General features: G+C 75.8%; 17 protein-coding genes and 1 riboswitch. Of the genes, 6 read left to right on the top strand and 11 right to left on the bottom strand.

All coding sequences use genetic code 11. The features are described 5' to 3' along the window. Nucleotides 1-16: 16 nt before the first annotated feature. Nucleotides 17-1,057, bottom strand: coding sequence for an Rv2231c family pyridoxal phosphate-dependent protein CobC (cobC, locus tag AB2U05_RS08555; protein ID WP_369182923.1), 1,041 nt, complete (start codon nt 1,055-1,057; stop codon nt 17-19). Nucleotides 1,058-1,068: 11 nt separating this feature from the next. Beyond that, complete coding sequence (locus tag AB2U05_RS08550; protein ID WP_369182922.1) at nt 1,069-2,388, bottom strand: cobalamin biosynthesis protein; 1,320 nt, start codon at nt 2,386-2,388, stop codon at nt 1,069-1,071. A 233-nt stretch (nt 2,389-2,621) separates the two neighbouring features. On the opposite strand from AB2U05_RS08550, the gene AB2U05_RS08545 reads away from it, so the two are divergent. From AB2U05_RS08545 to AB2U05_RS08530, 4 genes are all read left to right on the top strand, one after another. Further along, a complete protein-coding gene (locus AB2U05_RS08545; protein ID WP_045703161.1) occupies nt 2,622-3,527 on the top strand; it encodes an alkaline phosphatase family protein in 906 nt (301 codons plus the stop codon). Between the two features lie 5 nt (nt 3,528-3,532). Then, nucleotides 3,533-4,879 carry an MFS transporter gene (locus AB2U05_RS08540; protein WP_369182921.1) on the top strand — a complete coding sequence of 449 codons (1,347 nt, stop codon included), beginning with the start codon at nt 3,533-3,535 and terminating at the stop codon, nt 4,877-4,879. Continuing rightward, complete coding sequence (locus AB2U05_RS08535; protein ID WP_369182920.1) at nt 4,876-5,907, top strand: TolB family protein; 1,032 nt, start codon at nt 4,876-4,878, stop codon at nt 5,905-5,907. The genes AB2U05_RS08540 and AB2U05_RS08535 overlap by 4 nt, the downstream gene beginning before the upstream one ends. A 70-nt stretch (nt 5,908-5,977) precedes the next feature. Next, on the top strand, nt 5,978-6,616 hold the full coding sequence (locus AB2U05_RS08530; RefSeq protein ID WP_369182919.1) for a hypothetical protein: 639 nt from the start codon (nt 5,978-5,980) through the stop codon (nt 6,614-6,616). A 79-nt stretch (nt 6,617-6,695) separates the two neighbouring features. Here the strand turns inward: AB2U05_RS08530 and AB2U05_RS08525 are convergent, their stop codons facing one another. Beyond that, nucleotides 6,696-7,622, bottom strand: coding sequence for an EamA family transporter (locus AB2U05_RS08525; protein ID WP_369182918.1), 927 nt, complete (start codon nt 7,620-7,622; stop codon nt 6,696-6,698). A gap of 143 nt (nt 7,623-7,765) precedes the next feature. On the opposite strand from AB2U05_RS08525, the gene AB2U05_RS08520 reads away from it, so the two are divergent. Then, nucleotides 7,766-8,284, top strand: coding sequence for a MarR family winged helix-turn-helix transcriptional regulator (locus tag AB2U05_RS08520; RefSeq protein ID WP_045704001.1), 519 nt, complete (start codon nt 7,766-7,768; stop codon nt 8,282-8,284). 74 nt (nt 8,285-8,358) lie between these two features. Further along, nucleotides 8,359-8,814, top strand: a complete 456-nt coding sequence (locus AB2U05_RS08515) for a hypothetical protein (RefSeq protein ID WP_369182917.1) — start codon at nt 8,359-8,361, stop codon at nt 8,812-8,814. A 14-nt stretch (nt 8,815-8,828) separates the two neighbouring features. On the opposite strand, the gene AB2U05_RS08510 is transcribed toward AB2U05_RS08515, so the two are convergent. The 8 genes from AB2U05_RS08510 to AB2U05_RS08475 all read right to left on the bottom strand — a co-directional run bounded on the left by AB2U05_RS08510 (nt 8,829) and on the right by AB2U05_RS08475 (nt 17,354). Next, entirely contained in the window at nt 8,829-9,323 is a 495-nt protein-coding gene (locus AB2U05_RS08510) for a hypothetical protein (RefSeq protein WP_369182916.1), read from the bottom strand. Between the two features lie 73 nt (nt 9,324-9,396). Continuing rightward, a complete protein-coding gene (locus tag AB2U05_RS08505; protein WP_369182915.1) occupies nt 9,397-9,873 on the bottom strand; it encodes an OsmC family protein in 477 nt (158 codons plus the stop codon). A gap of 48 nt (nt 9,874-9,921) precedes the next feature. After that, the gene (cpt, locus tag AB2U05_RS08500) at nt 9,922-10,464 is read right to left on the bottom strand and encodes a chloramphenicol phosphotransferase CPT (RefSeq protein ID WP_208615568.1); all 543 of its coding nucleotides are present in this window, start codon (nt 10,462-10,464) and stop codon (nt 9,922-9,924) included. Between the two features lie 59 nt (nt 10,465-10,523). After that, complete coding sequence (locus AB2U05_RS08495) at nt 10,524-11,891, bottom strand: cobyrinate a,c-diamide synthase (protein WP_045704007.1); 1,368 nt, start codon at nt 11,889-11,891, stop codon at nt 10,524-10,526. A gap of 4 nt (nt 11,892-11,895) precedes the next feature. Next, nucleotides 11,896-12,501, bottom strand: a complete 606-nt coding sequence (cobO, locus tag AB2U05_RS08490; RefSeq protein ID WP_045704009.1) for a cob(I)yrinic acid a,c-diamide adenosyltransferase — start codon at nt 12,499-12,501, stop codon at nt 11,896-11,898. Nucleotides 12,502-12,507: 6 nt separating this feature from the next. After that, nucleotides 12,508-14,700: a putative cobaltochelatase gene (locus AB2U05_RS08485; RefSeq protein WP_369182914.1), complete on the bottom strand. Its 2,193-nt coding sequence runs from the start codon at nt 14,698-14,700 to the stop codon at nt 12,508-12,510. Next, nucleotides 14,693-16,237 carry a cobyric acid synthase gene (locus AB2U05_RS08480; RefSeq protein ID WP_045708895.1) on the bottom strand — a complete coding sequence of 515 codons (1,545 nt, stop codon included), beginning with the start codon at nt 16,235-16,237 and terminating at the stop codon, nt 14,693-14,695. Before AB2U05_RS08480 ends, AB2U05_RS08485 begins: the two co-directional genes overlap by 8 nt. Before the next feature lie 100 nt (nt 16,238-16,337). Continuing rightward, the gene (locus AB2U05_RS08475) at nt 16,338-17,354 is read right to left on the bottom strand and encodes a cobalamin biosynthesis protein (RefSeq protein WP_369182913.1); all 1,017 of its coding nucleotides are present in this window, start codon (nt 17,352-17,354) and stop codon (nt 16,338-16,340) included. Nucleotides 17,355-17,452: 98 nt separating this feature from the next. Further along, nucleotides 17,453-17,594, bottom strand: a riboswitch (cobalamin riboswitch). Between the last annotated feature and the right edge of the window lie 130 nt (nt 17,595-17,724).

Here is a 17,724-nt window from a genome sequence, read left to right as displayed (position 1 = left end):
CCGGGCGCAGTCCGGTTCAACCGAGCACGGCGGCCAGGGCGTCCAGGAAGCGGTCGGTGGTGGCCTCGTCCCGGACGGCGATCCGCAGCCACTCCTCGCCCAGCCCCGGGAAGGTGTCCCCGCGCCGGACGGCGAAGCCGTGCCCGCGCAGCCGTTCCCGGACGGCCGCCGCGTCCGGCAGCCGGACCAGGACGAAGGAGGCGGCCGGCTCGCCGTACACCCGCACGGTGGGGAAGGCCGCCAGCCCCTTCAGCAAGTAGGAGCGCCACAGCGCCAGTTCGGCCGCCGCCCGTTCGGCCTCGGCCAGTGCCGCCGGGGCGCTGCACGCCTCGGCGGCGGCCAGCGCCGGGGTGGACACCGGCCACAGCGGCTGGGCGGCGCCGAGCTCGGCGAGCAGTGGGGCCGGGCCGAGCACGTAGCCGATCCGCAGGCCGGCCAGGCCCCAGGTCTTGGTGAGGCTGCGCAGCACCACGACCCGGCCGGGCAGGTCGCGGACGGCGGCCAGCGACTCGCGTTCGCCCGGCACGGTGTCCATGAACGCCTCGTCCACCACCAGGGTGCGCCCGGGCCGGGCGAGGGCGGCGACGGCGGTGGCGGGGTGCAGCACGGAGGTCGGGTTGGTCGGGTTGCCGAGCACCACCAGGTCCGCCTCCTCGGGGACGGCGCCGAGCCGGAAGCCGTCCTCGGGGGTGAGCAGCACCCGGTGCACCCGGTGTCCGGCGTCCCGCAGCGCGGCCTCCGGTTCGGTGAACTGCGGTTGCACGACCACGATGTGACGTGGCGTCAGAACACGGGCGAGCAGCACGAAGGCCTCCGCCGCGCCCGAGGTGAGCAGCACCTCGTCGACCGGCCGGCCGTGCCGGGCGGCCACGGCGGCGCGGGCGGCGCTCTGGTCGGGGTAGGCGGCGAGGTCGCCGAGGGTGGCGGCGAGGCGGTCGCGCAGCCAGCCGGGGGGCGTGCCGGTGCGGACGTTGACGGCGAGGTCGACCAGGCCGAGCCCGTCGGCGCGGACCTCGGCGTCGCCGTGGTGGCGCAGGTCGGGTTCGGGGGCGGTCATGCGGTGGCTCCTCACGAGGGAAGTCCGGGGACGCGGTGCAGGTCGTACCGGCCGGGCGGCACGGTGAGGTCGGCGCCGTCGCCGAGGGCGACCAGCGCGACGGCGTGCCCGTGCGCGGCCAGGTGGGCGGCGGCGGCCAGGTGGTCGAGCGGGCGCCCGGCGGCGTCCCGGGGCAGGTCGGCGTCCGGTGCCGCTTCGGCGGCCACCGGGATCAGCCGGGTGCCCGGCCGCAGCAGCCCGGCCACCGCCTCGACGGCCGCCGGGCGGCCCACCACGGCGGAGGCGCGGCGCAGTTCGGCCAGCGCGCGCGGCACCAGCAGGTCCGGCTCGCCGGGCCCGAGGCCGACCAGCGCCAGCCGTCCGCGCACCGCCGCCCGGGCGATCGCGACCGTCGCCGCCGCCGACTTCCGCTTGGGGACGACGAGTTCGCCGCCGTCCGCGCTCGCCAGCGCGGCCGCCTCGGCGACGCTCGCGGTGCCGACGGCCGTCCCGACCGCCGCGGACGGGTTCGGTACGGCGAGCCGCGCCAGCTCCGGCGCCGGGTGCTCGTCCACCGGCAGGTTCAGGCAGCGCGAGACCCAGGCCACCGCCGGGTGGTCGGCCTTGCCCTCGACGGTGGCCAGCCGGCCGATCGCGGTGCGCAGGTAGCCGGTCTCCTTCAGCACCGTCATCAGCAGCCGCATCGCCTCCTCCGGCTCGGCGCCGCCGCTCGCGCCGATGCCGACGACCAGGGTGCGGGGGACGACCAGCAGGTCGCTGCCGCCCGGGTCCTCCCGGTCGGTGATCCGCAGCGCCGGGGCGTCCTCGGGAGCGTCCGGGCGGATGTGCGGCGGCAGCGCGGGCAGCGGGTACGGCACGTCGGCGACCAGGCGCACCGGGTCGCCGTCCTCGGCCGCCCGGACGGTCGCGGCGGAGCCCGCGCGGTGGTAGCGGACGGCGTGCGGGGTGAGGGCGTCGAGGGGGCCCTCCGGGCGCGGCGGCGCCTCGTCGAGCACGGGTGTGGTGCCGAGGACGGCCTGCACCTCCCGGGCCAGCTCCCGGCCCCGCTCCCCGCCGGCCAGCTGGACCACCCAGCGGCCGTGCGGGTCCACGCAGAGCAGCTCGACGCCGTCCGGCCGCCGGCCCCGGAGGGTCAGCGACCGGACGATGTACCCGACCGGCCCAACGACGACCGCCCGCTCGTACCGGCCGACCGCGTAGTCGACCACGTCCGGGGCCTGGAAGCAGTTGCCGTTCGAGGCGTGCCGGACTTCGCTGCTCTCCGGCCAGGCGGCGTGCAGTGCCTCGGCGAGCGGGCGGCAGCTCCCGCCGAGGGAGACGATCCCGATCATCCGTGCCCACCCCTTCGCGCTCGGCCCCGCTCGGGCCCACGCGATCCCACCACGCACGGACGGGCGGGTCAATCGGGATGCGTGTGACGTCCGCCGCCGCGGACACTGGAGCTGTTCGTCTGTTCTTTACCTTTCTTGTGGGGTACACGACACCCCGTCCCTCCTACTGTGTTCGGCGCTCCAGCCCGGAGCCCGTCCGGCTCCGCTCGTAGCCCCCGACACCGGAGGACCCCATGGCCTTCGCACGCCCCCGCACCTCGCGCAAGCTCCGCCCGGTCACCGCGCTCGCCGCCGGCCTCGGCCTGGTGGCCGGCTCGCTCGGCCTCTGGGCCGCCGGTGGCACCGCCGCCGCCGACACCACGGCCGCCGCCGGCCTCCCCAGCCCCGACCACGTGGTCGTCGTGGTGATGGAGAACCACGCCTACAACCAGGTGATCGGCAGCTCCAACGCCCCGTACATCAACGGCACCCTGGTGGCCGGCGGCGCCACGCTCAGCCAGTCCTACGCGCTCACCCACCCCAGCCAGCCCAACTACTACATGCTGTTCTCCGGCAGCGCCCAGGGCGTCACCGACGACAGCTGCGTGGACCCGGGCGCCTTCCAGGGCCCGAACCTGGCCTCCGAGCTGATCGCCTCCGGCCAGACCTGGGGCAGCTACAACGAGGACATCCCCGGCGTGGGCGCCACCGACTGCCGCGTCGGCGACTACGCGCAGAAGCACAACCCGTGGTTCGGCTTCGGCAACGTCCCCACCGACAGCGCGGTCGGCATGGACGCCTTCCCGACCGACTTCAGCACCCTGCCGAAGGTCTCCTTCGTCATCCCGAACCTGTGCAGCGACATGCACGACTGTTCGGTCGGCACCGGCGACAGCTGGATCCAGAACAACCTCGACGCCTACGCGCAGTGGGCCAAGGCCAACAACAGCCTGCTCGTCATGACCTTCGACGAGGACAACAAGCTGTCCGGCAACCGCATCCCGACCCTGGTCTACGGCGCCCACGTCGCCCCCGGCAGCAGCACCGCCACCCGCTACAACCACTACGACGTGCTGCACACCCTGGAGGACCTGGCCGGCGTCAACGCCCACGCGGGTAAGTCCGCCGGGGCCACTGACATCACCGGCATCTGGAACTGACGCCCGTGTACGTCGCGGACTCCCGCAGCACCAAGGCCCCCGCCGCGCCGACCCCCACCACGGGGCCGGCGCGGCGGGGCGCCGCCCTGCGCGCCGTACCGGGCGCGGTGCTCGCCCTGGGCACCGTCAGCCTGGTCACCGACGTCTCCTCCGAGATGGTCACCGCCGTCCTGCCGCTCTACCTGCTCACCGGCCTCGGCCTCTCCCCGCTCGGCTTCGGCCTCCTCGACGGCCTGCAGAACGGCTTCAGCGCCCTCGTCCGGCTCGTCGGCGGCCACCTCGCCGACCGGCGCGGCCGCGACGGCTCCGCCCGCCACAAGGCCGTCGCCGCGGTCGGCTACGGGCTCTCCGCGCTCTGCAAGCCGCTGCTGCTGCTCGTCCACACCGTGCCGCTGATCGGCGCCGTCATCGCCGTCGACCGCACCGGCAAGGGCCTGCGCACCGCCCCGCGCGACGCGATGATCTCGCTCGCCTGCGAACCCGCCCACCGCGGCCGGGCGTTCGGCGTCCACCGGGCCATGGACACCGCCGGCGCCCTGCTCGGGCCGCTCACCGCCTTCCTCGTGCTGCGCCTGGCCGGCGGGCCGCTGCTCGCGGACGGCGGCGAACGGCACGGCTACGACGCGGTGTTCACGGTCAGCGCCTGCGTCGCGGTGCTCGGCGTGCTGATCCTGCTGCTGTTCGTGCCGAACCGCCCGAGCGGTGACGATCCGTCGACTCCCGCCCCCTCGCTGCGCGACGGCCTCACCCTGCTGCGCCTGCCCGGACTGCGCCGGCTCACCCTGTGCGCCGTGCTGCTCGGCCTCACCACCGTCAGCGACTCCTTCCTCTACCTGCTGATCCAGAAGCGCCTCGGCCTGTCCGTCACCCTGTTCCCGCTGCTGCCGCTCGGCACCGCCGCCGCCTTCCTCCTACTGGCCGTCCCGCTCGGCCTGCTCGCCGACCGGATCGGCCGGCGCACCCTGTTCCTCGCCGGGCACGGCGTCCTGCTGCTCGCGTACGGGCTGCTGCTCTCGCCGCTGCGGGGGCTGCCCGTCGTGCTGTGCGTGCTCGTCCTGCACGGCGCCTTCTACGCCGCCACCGACGGCGTGCTCGCCGCCGCCGCGGCCGACACCGTCCCGGCCGAACAGCGCGGCGCCGGGCTCGCCCTGGTCGGCACCGGGCAGGCGCTCGCCCGGTTCGCCTGCTCGCTGCTGTTCGGCGCGCTGTGGAGCGCGGTCGGCGGCACCGGCGCGCTCGCCTGGTCGGCGGGGGCGCTCGCGCTGTGCGTCGCCGCCGCGGCCGCCGTGCTGCGCCCCACCGAACCCGTCGCCGCCCCCGCCCCCGCCCCCGCTGTCGAGGAAGCCGAATGAACCTCCAGAACCGGACCAGGGTGATCGTGCTGCTGGTCGCCGTCCTGCTGCTCGGGGCGGTCGGCACCGGAGCCGTCCTGTACGCCGCCGACCGCACCGCCGAACGCGACCGGGCCCAGCCCGGCGGGCCCGCCGTCCACTCCGGCCGGGTCACGCTCACCGACGGCGGAGGCGGGCGGCAACTGCTCTTCCGCAACATGGCCTGGGGCCCGCAGCGGGACGAGATCACCACCGTCCCCGCCGACCGGCCGGACGGCCCGCGCACCGCCTCCGGCGTCCAGTGCCTGCGCTTCCACGCCGCCGCCGGCACCGGCATCTGCCTGCAGGCCGTCCACGGCGCCCTGGAGGACACCTACCGGGCCGTCGTCCTCGACGACCACCTGCGCGAACGGCGCTCCTTCCCCGCCGCCGGGATCCCCACCCGCTCCCGGGTCTCCCCGTCCGGACACCTCGCCGCCTGGACGGTCTTCGTCAGCGGCGACTCCTACGCGGGCACCAACTTCTCCACCCGCACCTCCGTCGTCGACGTCCGCGACTGGAACCTGCGCGAGAACCTGGAGGACTTCACCGTCCTCCAGGACGGCCACCCGCTGCAGGCGCACGACATCAACATCTGGGGCGTCACCTTCGCCGATGACACGACCTTCTACGCCACCGTCGCCACCGGCGGGCAGACCCACCTCGTCCGCGGCGACCTCGGCGCCCGCACCCTCACCACCCTGCACGACAACGTCGAATGCCCCTCCCTCTCCCCGGACGGCACCCGCGTCGCCTACAAGAAGCGCGTCCCCGGCCTCTCCGCCGACGCGCCCTGGCGGCTCTACGTCCTCGACCTCGCCACCATGACCGAGACCGCCACCGCCGAACACCGCAACATCGACGACCAGGCCCTGTGGTCCGACGACCACACCCTCCTCTACGCCCTGCCCGGCGACTACGGCGCCGACCTGTGGACCGTCCCCGCGGACGGCACCGGCAGCGCCGTGCGCGTCACCACGGCGGCCGTCGCACCCGCCTACCTGGGGTGAGGAACTTCCGGCCGCCGTCCCTCGTCGGGCACAGTGACGTCCGGACGATCGAACGGGGGAGCGAACGACCATGGACGGCATCCCGCCCGAGCGCACGGTGACCGACTCCTGGCCCGTCCTGCACGGCCGCCCGGTGCTGCGCCGCACCGTCGCGGTCGGGCTCGTCCTCTTCGTCGCCGTTCTCGCCGCCCTCGCCGTCCGCGGCGTCAACGCCCTCACCCTCGGCACCCCCGGCCGCCTCACCGACCGCGACCGCGCCGAACGCCTCGCCGGCCTCCACCCCGCCCAACACCCCGGCGCCGACCGCAGCTACACCCCGGTCGGCGCCGTCTACACCCACACCTCGGACGGCGCCCCCGTCGCCTACCTCCACTACCGCCTCGCCGGCGGCAAGGACCCGGGCCTCGGCGACTTCCTGCACACCTACGACCTCCCCGCCCCCGGCCCCGCCGCCCCCCTCCCACCCGACCTCACCGCCGCCCTCGGCGGCGACTCCCCGGCAGAGGCCCCCGAACTCCCCGACACGCCCGACACCCCTGCCAGCTCCGGCACGCCTGACACCCCCGGCTCCCCGGCCCCGGCCCCGGCCCCCGACGACACCCCGGCCCCGGCGCCCACCCCGGCCCCCACCGCCGCCCGCCACATCTACGTCGCCACCACCCCGGCCGACCCCGACGCCGCCGACATCTACGTCCGCGCCACCGGCTGACCCACCCGGCGCGGGCCCGGGTCGCGGAACGCGGCCGCCGCCCGGCCGGGGTGGCGGGGCGGCGGTGGGGGTGGGGTGGTCAGCGGGCGGGGGTGGGGAGGGGGGTGACCGGGTCGGGGGTGAGGGTGGGGGTGGGGGTCGGGGCGGGCTTGCGGGTGGGGGACTGGCCGAGGAGGAGGGCGCCGAGGGCGAGGGTGAGGCCGAGGAGCTGCCAGGGGGTGAGGGTCTGGTGGAGGACGACGAGGCCGCCGAGGGTGGCGACGACGGGGTTGACCAGGCCGAGGAAGGAGACCGGGCCGGCGCCGAGGCGGTCGATGCCGCGGAACCAGAGGACGTAGCCGACCGCGGTGCTGAAGAGGCTGAGGTAGGCGAAGCCGGCCAGGTTGGCGCCGCTGAGCGCGGGCGGGGCGCCCTCGACGAAGGCGGCTAGCGGGACGAGGACGACGGAGCCGGCGAGGAGCTGCCAGGCGGTCACGTCGAGCATGGTGGCGCCTTCGGGGCGGCCCCAGCGGCGGATGAGGACGGTGCCCATCGCCATCAGCGCGATCGCGGCGGCCATCGCGGCGATGCCGAGGGCGTCGAGCCGGGCGCCGCCGTTGAGGACGAGCAGGGCCACGCCGCCGACGCCGACCAGCCCGGCGACCAGGGCCCGCCGGCCGGGCCGTACCCCCAGCACGCCGATGGAGAACCCGGCGACGAGCAGCGGCTGGATCGCGCCGATGGTGGCGGCGACGCCGCCGGGCAGGCGGTAGGCGGCGACGAAGGTGAGCGGGAAGAACAGCCCGATGTTGAGCATGCCGAGGACCGCCGCGCGGCCCCACCAGCGCCCCTTGGGGAGCTTGCGGCCGAGGAGGAGCAGGAGGAGCCCGGCGGGGAGGGCGCGCAGCGCGGCGAGCAGGAGCGGGCGGCCCTCAGGCAGCAGCTGGGTGGTGACCAGGTAGGTGGTGCCCCAGGCGGCCGGGGCGAGGGCTGCGGTGGCGGCGATGCCGATGCGCTTGCGGTCCATCAGAGATCCCCCTGAACGTTGATTATCTGAACGTTGAGATATTTCTACGCCTGGCGGTAGCTGAACGTCAAGTATGTGAGCGTTAAGATATGTGGACCGGGAGGGGGCCGGTGAACGACGGCAGTCACGAAAGGCGGACGACCATGCAGGAGCGCGACACCATCGACGGGATCGTCGAGCAGTGGACCGGGACCGGGCTCGACCTCGACCTCGACGTCATCGCCCTGGTCGGCCGGATGCGCCGCCTCGGCGTCCGGGTCGAGAACGCCCTGCGCGAGTACTTCACCAGCTGCGGCCTGGACTCCTCCGAGTTCGACGTCCTCGCCACCCTGCGCCGCTCCGGCGAACCGTACGAACTCAACGCCCGCGCGCTGCTCAAGGCCGCGATGGTCACTTCGGGCGCCATCACCAACCGCGTCGACCGCCTCTCCGCGAAGGGCCTGGTGGAGCGCCGCCCCTGCCCGGACGACCGCCGCGCCGTCCTGGTCCGCCTCACCCCGGCCGGCAAGGACCTCATCGACTCCGTCCTGGACGGCCACGTCCGCAACGAGCAGCGCATCCTCGCCGCCCTCGACGCCGGTGAACGCGCCCAGCTCGACGGCCTGTTGCGCAAGCTCCTGGTCGCCCACGGGGACACCGAGCCGGTGCTCGGGCGGCGCTGACGACCGGCCCGCGTGTCCGCGAGCCGCCCGGGTGCGTTAACCCGGGTGGGAGACCGCACCGGAGGAGAAGGCCGATGAAGGACAGGACGCCCAGGGACATCGCCGTCGACGACCAGCTGCGCGCGGCCGGCGCGGAGGGCGCGCAGTGGCTCGCCGACTCCGGGTGGGGGCCGCCGGTGAAGGTGCCGGTGCAGCAGGCCGCCGGCTGGCTCCAGGAGACCCGTTCCCGGATGCTGGCCTCGCAGGAGGACGAGTCCTGCACCTGGTGCGACCACCTGATCCACGGCGGGCCGCAGCCCGTCGTCGTGCACGCCGAACACCCGACCCACCTGGTCTGCCGCGCCTGCTCGATCACCGCCCGACCGAACCGCGCCTGCCTGGACTGCGGGAAGCCGGCCGGCTCGAAGTCCCCGGCAGACGGCCGCGAGGACGTCTTCATGGGCCCGGTGGCGATCTACACCCGCCTGCGCTGCGCCCCCTGCCACGCCCGCGGCAACCCCCGCCGGGGCACCTTCGGCCAGGGCGGCTGACGCCGCCGGGGTGGTCAGATCTGGTCGGTGAGGGTCTTGAGGTGGGTGATGGCGGTGTCGAAGTCGCCCTGCATCCGGTCGTAGGCGCCGGAGTCCCCGGCGGCCACCGCGTCGCAGTTCTTGGTGGTCTTCTGGAGGTCGGCGAGGACCTGGCCCCACTCCGTGGGGGCGCCCGCCTCCGGCCGGACGCCGTCGACCTTCGTGGCCAGGGTCGCGCACGCCTTGCCCACGGCCGCCGGGTCGCCGTGGGTGCTCATGATGGCCGTGGTCATCGGCAGCACGGCGGCGCTCACGGTGCCGAACTGCGAGGACTGCAGGGCCCAGGCCTGCACGGGGTTGGCGCTCGCGCTCGGGCCGGTACTCGCAGCGAAGGGGGCGGCGGCGGAGGGGGCGGGGGTGGAGGCGGCGGCCGAGGGGGCCGCCGCCGGGGTGGCCGCGGGGGTGCTGCGCGCGCACCCCGCCAGGGCGGCGGCGGTCACGAGCAGGCAGGTGGCGGCGGCGCGGCGCATGGGTTTCCTTCGGTCCGTTGGTGCGACGAGCCGCGACCGTACCCGCTGCTCGGCCCGCCGGCGACGGCGGGGGTCAGTTGCCCGCGGCCACCGTCACGACCGGCTCGTGGCGGACCGGGAAGTTGACCGAGTTGGCGATGAAGCAGGACCGGTGGGCGTCCGCGTGCAGGGCGACGGCCTTGTCCACCATGGCCTCCTCCGCGACCTCGATGCGCGGGTGGAGCACCGCCGAGGTGAAGTGCCCGCCGTCCGCCGTCTCGGCCATCCGTCCGACCGGCTGGTCGCTGTACGAGGTGACGACGACGCCGTTGACCGCGCACAGGTGCAGGTACCACAGCAGGTGGCACTGGGAGATGGAGGCGAGCAGCAGCTGCTCGGGGTTCCAGCGGGCCGGGTCGCCGCGGAAGGCGGGGTCGGAGGAGCCCGGGATGGTGGGCAGGCCCGGGGCGGAGACCTCGTGGTCGCGGGCGTAGGAGCGGTAGTCGCCGGTGCCGGTGCCCTGGTTGCCGGTCCAGGTGATCTCGACGGTGTACGTGTGCTGCCTGGTCATGCCGATTGCCTCCGGGGGCCGGGAACCTGCTGGTCGGTCACCGGACAGTCAACCGCAGGTGGCGACCCGGGCGAGAACGGTTCGGGCGCACTCCTGCGCCGTCGCCCGCGTGGTGTCGATCACCAGGTCGTAGCCGACGCCCGTGTGCACCGCCGTCGCCTGCGCGGCGGCCATCCCGGCGACGCGGTCGCCGCGGGCGGCCTCCCGGGCGGCGGCGACGGCCGGGTCGCAGCGAACGCCGACCCAGAGCACGTCGAGGCCGTCCAGTGCCGTACGCCACCGGGCCTGCGAGGCGGCGCCGCCGAGGAACACCTCGTCGACGATGACGTGTGCGCCGGCCCGGGCCATCGCCGCGACGCCGAGTGTCCAGGCGGCGTCCAGGGCGGCGAAGGCGGGGCCGACCTCGACGGTGCCGTCGCCGTCCGTCACGCCGCCGAGGCCGTCGGCCCCGCCGAGCAGTCGCGGCGGCAGCGCCTCGACCAGGGTGTCGGCGCCGAGGTGCAGCCAGGGTTCCGGCAGCAGTTCCTGCAGCTGCCGGGCGAGGCTCGACTTGCCGGAGCTGGAGCCGCCGTTGAGGACGATCACGCGCATGCGCGCATCCTACGGACGGGCCGCTCCGGCGGCACCGCAATAACCGCCGACCGGGCCCGTCACCCGGCGTCGTACGCCGCCGCGGCCGCCGCGAAGGACGCGGCGAGCCCGGGCGTCCCGGCCCAGTGCAGGTGCAGGTAGGAGGCGTGCACGTTGCCGGCCGCGAAGCCCTCCCGGCGCGGGCCGCCGGGCAACTGCCAGCCCCAGGCGGGGAGTTCGCCGGCGCCCGGCTCGCAGACCGTCCGGTGGAACTCGTGCCCGCGCAGCCGGGTGCCGGCCGGGGCGAGCGGGGAGTCGTGCAGGGCGACGGCCTCCCGGTAGCCGAGGGTGAGCCGTTCGGTCATCCGGGCGTCGGTGTCGAGCACGCCGCACATCGGCAGGCCGTCCAACTCCCGCCCGAGGTAGAGCAGTCCGGCGCACTCGGCGGCGACCGGCCCGCCGGAGGCGGCGAACGCGGCGATGGCCGAGCGCAGTTCGGCGTTGCCGCTCAACTCCCGGACGTACAGCTCCGGGAAGCCGCCGCCGATGACCAGGCCGGCCGTGCCCTCGGGTAGGGCGGAGGCGTGCAGCGGGTCGAACGGGACGACCTCCGCGCCCGCCGCGCCGAGCAGTTCGGCGTTCTCGGCGTACGAGAAGGAGAACGCCGCGCCGCCGGCCACGGCGATCCGCGGCCGGCCGGCGACCGGCGCCACCTCGGCGTACGGGTCCCACGGCTCGGCGTCCAACTCCGGTGCGGTGCGCGCGAGTTCCAGCAGGGCGTCGAGGTCGACCGAGGAGGCGACCAGGTCCCCCATGTCCGCGACGGCCTTCAGCGCCTCCGCCGAGCGCTCCACGGCCGGGATCAGCCCGAGGTGCCGGGACGGCGTGGCGACGGCGGCCGAGCGGCGCAGCGCGCCGAGCACCGGCACGCCGGAGCCCTCTTCCAGCGCCTCGCGCAGGAGTTGCTCGTGCCGGTCGGAGGCGACCCGGTTGAGGATCACCCCGGCCAGGCGCACCTGCGGGTCCCAGGAGGCGAAGCCGTGCACCAGCGCGGCGACCGACCGGGACTGCGAGGAGCCGTCGACCACCAGCACCACGGGCGCCCGCAGCAGCTTGGCGACGTGCGCGGTGGACGCCAGCTCCCCGCGCCCGGAGGCCCCGTCGAACAGCCCCATGACGCCTTCGACCACCGCGACGTCGGCGCCCGCCGCGCCGTGCAGGAACAGCGGCGCGATCCGCTCCGGCCCGCACATGAAGGCGTCCAGGTTGCGGCCCGGGCGCCCGGCGGCGAGCGCGTGGTAGCCCGGGTCGATGTAGTCCGGGCCGACCTTGTGCGGGGACACCGCCAGCCCGCGCGCGGCGAGCGCCGCGATCAGGCCGGTGGCGACCGTGGTCTTGCCGGCGCCGGAGGAGGGCGCGGCGACGACGAGGCGGGGGATGTTGCTCAAGAGGTCACCACTCGATACCGCGCTGGCCCTTGCGGCCGGCGTCCATGGGGTGCTTGACCTTGGTCATCTCGGTGACCAGGTCGGCGACTTCGGTCAGCGCCTCGGGCGCGTACCGGCCGGTGATGACGACGTGCTGGCTGCCGGGGCGGTCCTTGAGCACGGCGACCACCTCGTCCGGGTCGATCCACCCCCAGTGCATCGGGTAGGTGAACTCGTCCAGCACGTAGAAGCGGTAGGTCTCGGCCGCGAGGTCGCGCTTGACCTGCTCCCAGCCCTCCTTGGCCGCCTCCTCGCTGGTCATCTCCTGCTCGGCGGAGCGCTGGATCCAGGACCAGCCGGAGCCCATCTTGTGCCAGTCGACGGTGCCGCCCTCGCCGGAGGCGCCGAGCACGCGCAGCGCGTTCTCCTCGCCGACCTTCCACTTCGCGGACTTCACGAACTGGAACACCCCGACCGACCAGCCCTGGTTCCAGGCCCGCAGCGCCATGCCGAACGCGGCCGTGGACTTGCCCTTGCCAGGGCCGGTGTGCACGGCGGTGATCGGCTGCGTACGGCGCTGACGGGTCGTCAGGCCGTCGTCGGGGACGCTCTCGGGGACTCCCTTGGGCATGTCGGCTCAGGCCGCCTTTCGCATCGAACGGATGGGCTTCGCGGAGTTCGCGGGGTTCGCGGGCCGCGCGGTGTTCGCGGGCCTCGCGGAGTGCACGGAACGGCTCTCGCGGACGAGCGAGGCCACGCCCTCGGCGCGCAGCTCGTCCAGGCTGACGGCGGAGCCGCCCAGCAGCCCGGCCAGGGTGCGGGCCAGGCCCAGCCGGACCGGGCCGGACTCGCAGTCCAGCACCACGCTGGCGGTGCCCTGCGCGGCGAACAGCGCGGCCGCGCGGTGGGACCGGGCGACGGCGTCCCGCCCGCCGGTGGCCCGCCCGTCGGTCACCACGACCAGCAGCGGGCGCCGGCTCGGGTCGCGCAGCCGCTCGACCCGCAGCACCTCGTGGGCGCGCAGCAGGCCGGCGGCCAGCGGGGTCCGCCCGCCGGTGGGCAGCGACTCCAGCCGCGCGGCGCCGACCTCGACGGAGGAGGTGGGCGGCAGCGCCAGCTCGGCGTCGGCGCCCCGGAAGGTGACCATGCCGATCTTGTCGCGCCGCTGGTAGGCGTCCATCAGCAGGGACAGCACGGCGCCCTTGACGGCGGTCATCCGCTGCCGGGCGGCCATCGAGCCGGAGGCGTCGACGACGAACAGCACCAGGTTGGACTCCCGCCCCTGGCGCACCTGTTCGCGGAAGTCGTCCCGGTGCAGCACCAGCGCCCGGCCGTCCCGCCCGCGCGCCACCTGGTGCGGCGCGGCGGCCTGCAGGGTCGCGGTCAGGTGCAGCCGGCTCAGCGTGCCCTGCGGCCGCCGGGCGCGGACGGTGTGCCCGCCGGTGGTCTCGGCGGGGGAGCGGCGGCCCTGCGCGCCGTGCCCGGTGCCCTTCACGGTGAACAGCCGGGTCCGGTACGGGTCGCCGGCCGCGACGGGCGCCGACTCCCGCGCGGGCGCGGGGTGTTGGGCCGGTACGGGCGGTTGCGCGGGCTCGTCCTCGGCCGAGGTGGCCGGTCCCGGCTCCGGCGCGGCGCCGTCGAACGGCTCGGGGGCGCCACCGCCCTCGGGGCCGCCGCCGTCCGGGCCGCCGTCCGGTCCGCCGTCCTCCGGGCCGCCGTCGCCGGGGCCGTCGCCGTCGGGCCCGCCGTCCGGCCCGTCACCGTCCGGACCGTCCCCCTCGGGTTCCGGCTCCACCGGCTCCGCCGGCTCCTCCGGCTGCGCGTGCTCCTCCAGCGTCCGGTCCAGCTGCTCCTCGTCCAGCCCGGGCGCGTCGAACGGGTTGCGCCGCCGCCGGTGCGGCAGAGCCAGCTGGGCGGCCTTGCGGACGTCCTCCTCCAGCACCTCGGTGCGCCCGGCCCAGGCGGCCAGCGCGACGGCGGTGCGCGCCATCACGATGTCCGCGCGCAGCCCGTCCACCTCGAACGCGGCGCACACGGCGGTGATCTGACGCAGCGCCACATCGGTCAGCTCGACCTTGGGCAGCAACTCCCGGGCGGCGGTGATGCGTTCGGCGAGCTCCCGCTCCTCCTCGGCGAACCGCGCCGCGAAGCCGGCCGGGTCGGCGTCGTACCCGAGCCGCCGCCGGACGACCTCGGCCCGCTCGGCCGGGTCCCGGGTGGCGGCGATCTCGACGGTCAGGCCGAACCGGTCGAGCAGCTGCGGCCGCAGCTCGCCCTCCTCCGGGTTCATCGTGCCGACCAGCAGGAACCGCGCCGCGTGCCGCACCGACACGCCCTCGCGCTCGACGTACGAGCGGCCCATCGCGGCGGCGTCCAGCAGCAGGTCGACGACGTGGTCCTGGAGCAGGTTCACCTCGTCGATGTAGAGCACGCCCCGGTGCGCCTTGGCGAGCAGTCCGGGCTCGTACGCCTTGACGCCCTCGGCGAGCGCCCGCTCCAGGTCGAGCGAGCCGACGATCCGGTCCTCGGCCACGCCGACCGGCAACTCGACCAGCTGGGACGGCCGTTCGTGACCGGCGACGGAGGTGTGCGGCCCGTCCGGGCACTGCGGGTCCGGCGCGGCCGGGTCGCAGGCGAAGCGGCAGCCGTCCACGGCGGCGATGGAGGGCAGCAGCCCGGCCAGCGCGCGCACCATGGTGGACTTCGCGGTGCCCTTCTCGCCGCGCACCAGCACGCCGCCCACGGCCGGGGAGACGGCGTTGAGCAGCAGCCCGAGCCGCAGGTCGGCCATGCCGACGATCGCGGTGAACGGATAGCGGACGTCAGTCATGCGTCACTCCCACAGGTGCCCCGGGCGGGAGGAAGGGCAGCGATCCGGCCGCCGGCACCCCGCCCTCGATCAGCTTCCACAGCGCGTCGGTGTCCGCGTGCTCCTCGATCAGGTCTCCCAGCCGGTCGAGCCGGGCCTCGCGCGCCTCGGCGAAGCAGGTGTCCGGTGCCGGCACGAACGCCCGACCGGCCAACTCGGCGACCTCGCGCAGGAGTTCGCGACGGAACCCGTCGTTCTCCAGCGCGCCGTGCCAGGTGGTGCCCCACACCGAGCCGACCCGGCAGCCGTCCAGTCCCTGCCCACGGCCATCGGAGACGAACGGCTCCCCGCCGTCCACCGTGGCCACCCCGTGGTGGATCTCGTACCCCTCGACCCGCTGCCCGTACGCCTCGCCCACCGGCCGGGCCAGCACCTTCTCGACGCCGAACCGGATGTCGGCCGGCAGCAGGCCGAGCCCCGGGACGAGGCCCGCCCCGGACTCCACCGCGTCGTCGATCGAGCGCGCCAGCATCTGGTAGCCGCCGCAGACGCCGAGGATCGGCAGCCCGGCCGCCGCCCGTGCCTTCAGCGCCGGCTCCAGGCCGCGCTCGCGCAGCCAGGCGAGGTCGGCCACGGTGGCCCGGGTGCCGGGCAGCACCACCAGGTCGGCGTCGGCCAGTTCCTCCGGCCGGGTCGCCCAGCGCACCAGCACGCCCGGCTCCTGCGCCAGCGCGTCCAGGTCGGTGAAGTTGGACAGCCGGGGGAAGCGCACCACGGCGACCCGCAGCACGTCCGCCCCGAGCGGCCCGCGCCCGTCCACCCGGTCCACCACGGTGGACAGGTCCAGCGAGTCCTCGGCGTCCAGCCACAGCCCGGGCAGCATCGGCAGCGTGCCCAGGACCGGGCGGCCGGTCAGCTCGCGCAGCATCTCCAGCCCGGGCGCGAGCAGCCGCCCGTCGCCGCGGAACTTGTTGACGAACCAGCCGGCGACGTGCCGCTGGTCCTCCGCCGACAGCAGCGCCAGCGTGCCGTACATCGCGGCGAACACCCCGCCGCGGTCGATGTCGCCGACCACCACGACGGGCAGGGCGGCGGCGGTGGCCAGGCCCATGTTGGCGATGTCGCGGTCGCGCAGGTTGATCTCGGCCGGCGAGCCGGCGCCCTCGCACACCACCACGTCGTAGCGGCGGCGCAGGTCGGCCAGGCACTCCAGGGCGCGCTCCAGCAGGACGGGCTTGCGCTCGCGGTAGTCCAGCGCGCCGACCTCGGCGACCGGCTTGCCGAGCAGCACCACCTGGCTGCGGCCGTCCGCCCCCGGCTTCAGCAGCACCGGGTTCATCGCCGCCTCCGGCTCGACCCGGGCCGCCTGCGCCTGCATCGCCTGGGCGCGGCCGATCTCGGCGCCGTCCGCGGTGACGAAGGAGTTCAGCGACATGTTCTGCGCCTTGAACGGCGCGACCCGCACGCCCTGACGGACCAGCCAGCGGCAGATCCCGGCCGTGACCACGCTCTTGCCCGCGTCCGAGGTCGTCCCGGCGACCAGCAGCGCGTTGCTCATGCGACCGCCTCGCTTCGCCCGGCGGGCGCTTCGCACCGTGCGCACCTTCCGATGGCTCGCTCTCCCCCAGCCTCCGGCCGGGGGTACCCCCATCGCTCGCTCATGCCCCACCCCTCTTGCGGAACGCGCGCAGCAGCACGTGCCCCGCGACCGTCGTACCCAGCGCCAGCGCGCCGACCCGCCGCGACAGCGTGCAGGCCCGCTCGATGTCGTCCACCGTCACCGGCCGCAACTCCTCGCCCAGTACGGGCCGGTGCTCGACCCGCTCGCCGTACTGCAAGGTCCCGCCCAGCCGGACGCCGACCGCGCCGGCGAAGGCCGACTCGGCCTGGCCCGCGTTCGGGCTCGGGTGCGCGGAGCCGTCCCGCCGCCAGACCCGCCAGGCGGTCCGCGGCTCGGGGGCGGCGGCCACCGTCAGCAGCGCCGTCAGCCGGGCGCCCGGCCAGCCCGCGACGTCGTCCAGCCGGGCGGAGGCCCAGCCGAACCGGGCGTAGCGGGGCGAGCGGTGGCCGACCATCGCGTCCAGGGTGTTGACCGCACGGAACGCCAGCAGGCCCGGCGTGCCCGCCAGGGCGCCCCAGGCCAGCGCGTTGACCACGGCGTCGGCGGTGTTCTCGGCCACCGACTCGACGACGGCGCGGGCGATCTGCTGCTCGTCCAGGGCGCTCGGGTCCCGCCCGCACAGGTGCGGCAGCCGCTCCCGGGCGGCCGCCAGGTCGCCGGCGGCCAGCGAGCGGCCGATGGCGCGCGCCTCCCGGGTCAGCGAGGTGCCGCCGAGCACCGTCCAGGTCGCGGCCGCCGCGAGCGCCGCCCGGCCCAGCGGGCGCCGGCCGACTGTGCGGTCCAGGGCGAGCGCGCCGGCCGCGACGGTGCCCACGCACAGCGCCGTGTACGCCGCGCCGGCCGCCCGGCCGTCCCGCCACAGCCGCCGCTCCAGCCCGGTCGCAGCGGTGCCGAAGGCGGCCACCGGGTGGCCGCGGCGGGGATCGGCGAAACGGGCGTCGACGGCGTACCCGGCGACGGCGCCCAGCGCGAACGCGGCGGCCCGGGCCGCCGGGCGTACGGGGCGCGCGGCGAGCGCCCGCGCGTCGACGGCCCGCGCGGCTACCGGGCGCACGGCGGAAGGCAGCTCGAAGTCCGGCGGGGTGGGGCAGCCTGCATCGCGTGCGTGTCCTCACTCAGGGTCCGCGCCCTGGCTCGACGTACCGGGGGCGAGAGTCTCCTGGCTTCCGGGTCGGACGCACTCCCGGGCCTTCCAGCAGCCCCCAGCGATAACTGACGGCCCGCCGTGGCGTTGTCCGAGCGTGCTCCCCGGTGACAGTGGCGGGACCGCGCCGGACTCGCACCGGCTTCCTCTCCATGCCTCCGTTTGGCCCCGGAATCCCATCACGCTGCCGAACCGGCAGTCAACCGAGGTCACGGAGGGGTTGGTCACAGCGCGCACCGCGCCGAGCTGTGCGATCGCCCAGCCGTGCGCCGGCCCCGCC

The organism is Streptomyces sp. Y1 (genome assembly GCF_041053115.1).
Lineage (GTDB): Bacteria > Actinomycetota > Actinomycetes > Streptomycetales > Streptomycetaceae > Kitasatospora > Kitasatospora rubellomurina.
This window is presented reverse-complemented; position numbering and strand designations above follow the sequence as displayed.

Excerpts from the sequence above, each read along its gene's own strand:
- AB2U05_RS08525 (WP_369182918.1), bottom strand. The coding sequence starts at position 7,622 with ATGGACCGCAAGCGCATCGGCATCGCCGCCACCGCAGCCCTCGCCCCG.
- cobC (WP_369182923.1), bottom strand. The coding sequence starts at position 1,057 with ATGACCGCCCCCGAACCCGACCTGCGCCACCACGGCGACGCCGAGGTC.
- AB2U05_RS08480 (WP_045708895.1), bottom strand. The coding sequence starts at position 16,237 with ATGAGCAACGCGCTGCTGGTCGCCGGGACGACCTCGGACGCGGGCAAG.
- AB2U05_RS08510 (WP_369182916.1), bottom strand. The coding sequence starts at position 9,323 with ATGCGCCGCGCCGCCGCCACCTGCCTGCTCGTGACCGCCGCCGCCCTG.
- AB2U05_RS08545 (WP_045703161.1), top strand. The coding sequence starts at position 2,622 with ATGGCCTTCGCACGCCCCCGCACCTCGCGCAAGCTCCGCCCGGTCACC.
- AB2U05_RS08535 (WP_369182920.1), top strand. The coding sequence starts at position 4,876 with ATGAACCTCCAGAACCGGACCAGGGTGATCGTGCTGCTGGTCGCCGTC.
- AB2U05_RS08505 (WP_369182915.1), bottom strand. The coding sequence starts at position 9,873 with ATGACCAGGCAGCACACGTACACCGTCGAGATCACCTGGACCGGCAAC.
- AB2U05_RS08550 (WP_369182922.1), bottom strand. The coding sequence starts at position 2,388 with ATGATCGGGATCGTCTCCCTCGGCGGGAGCTGCCGCCCGCTCGCCGAG.
- cpt (WP_208615568.1), bottom strand. The coding sequence starts at position 10,464 with ATGCGCGTGATCGTCCTCAACGGCGGCTCCAGCTCCGGCAAGTCGAGC.
- AB2U05_RS08520 (WP_045704001.1), top strand. The coding sequence starts at position 7,766 with ATGCAGGAGCGCGACACCATCGACGGGATCGTCGAGCAGTGGACCGGG.
- AB2U05_RS08530 (WP_369182919.1), top strand. The coding sequence starts at position 5,978 with ATGGACGGCATCCCGCCCGAGCGCACGGTGACCGACTCCTGGCCCGTC.
- cobO (WP_045704009.1), bottom strand. The coding sequence starts at position 12,501 with ATGCCCAAGGGAGTCCCCGAGAGCGTCCCCGACGACGGCCTGACGACC.
- AB2U05_RS08485 (WP_369182914.1), bottom strand. The coding sequence starts at position 14,700 with ATGACTGACGTCCGCTATCCGTTCACCGCGATCGTCGGCATGGCCGAC.
- AB2U05_RS08515 (WP_369182917.1), top strand. The coding sequence starts at position 8,359 with ATGAAGGACAGGACGCCCAGGGACATCGCCGTCGACGACCAGCTGCGC.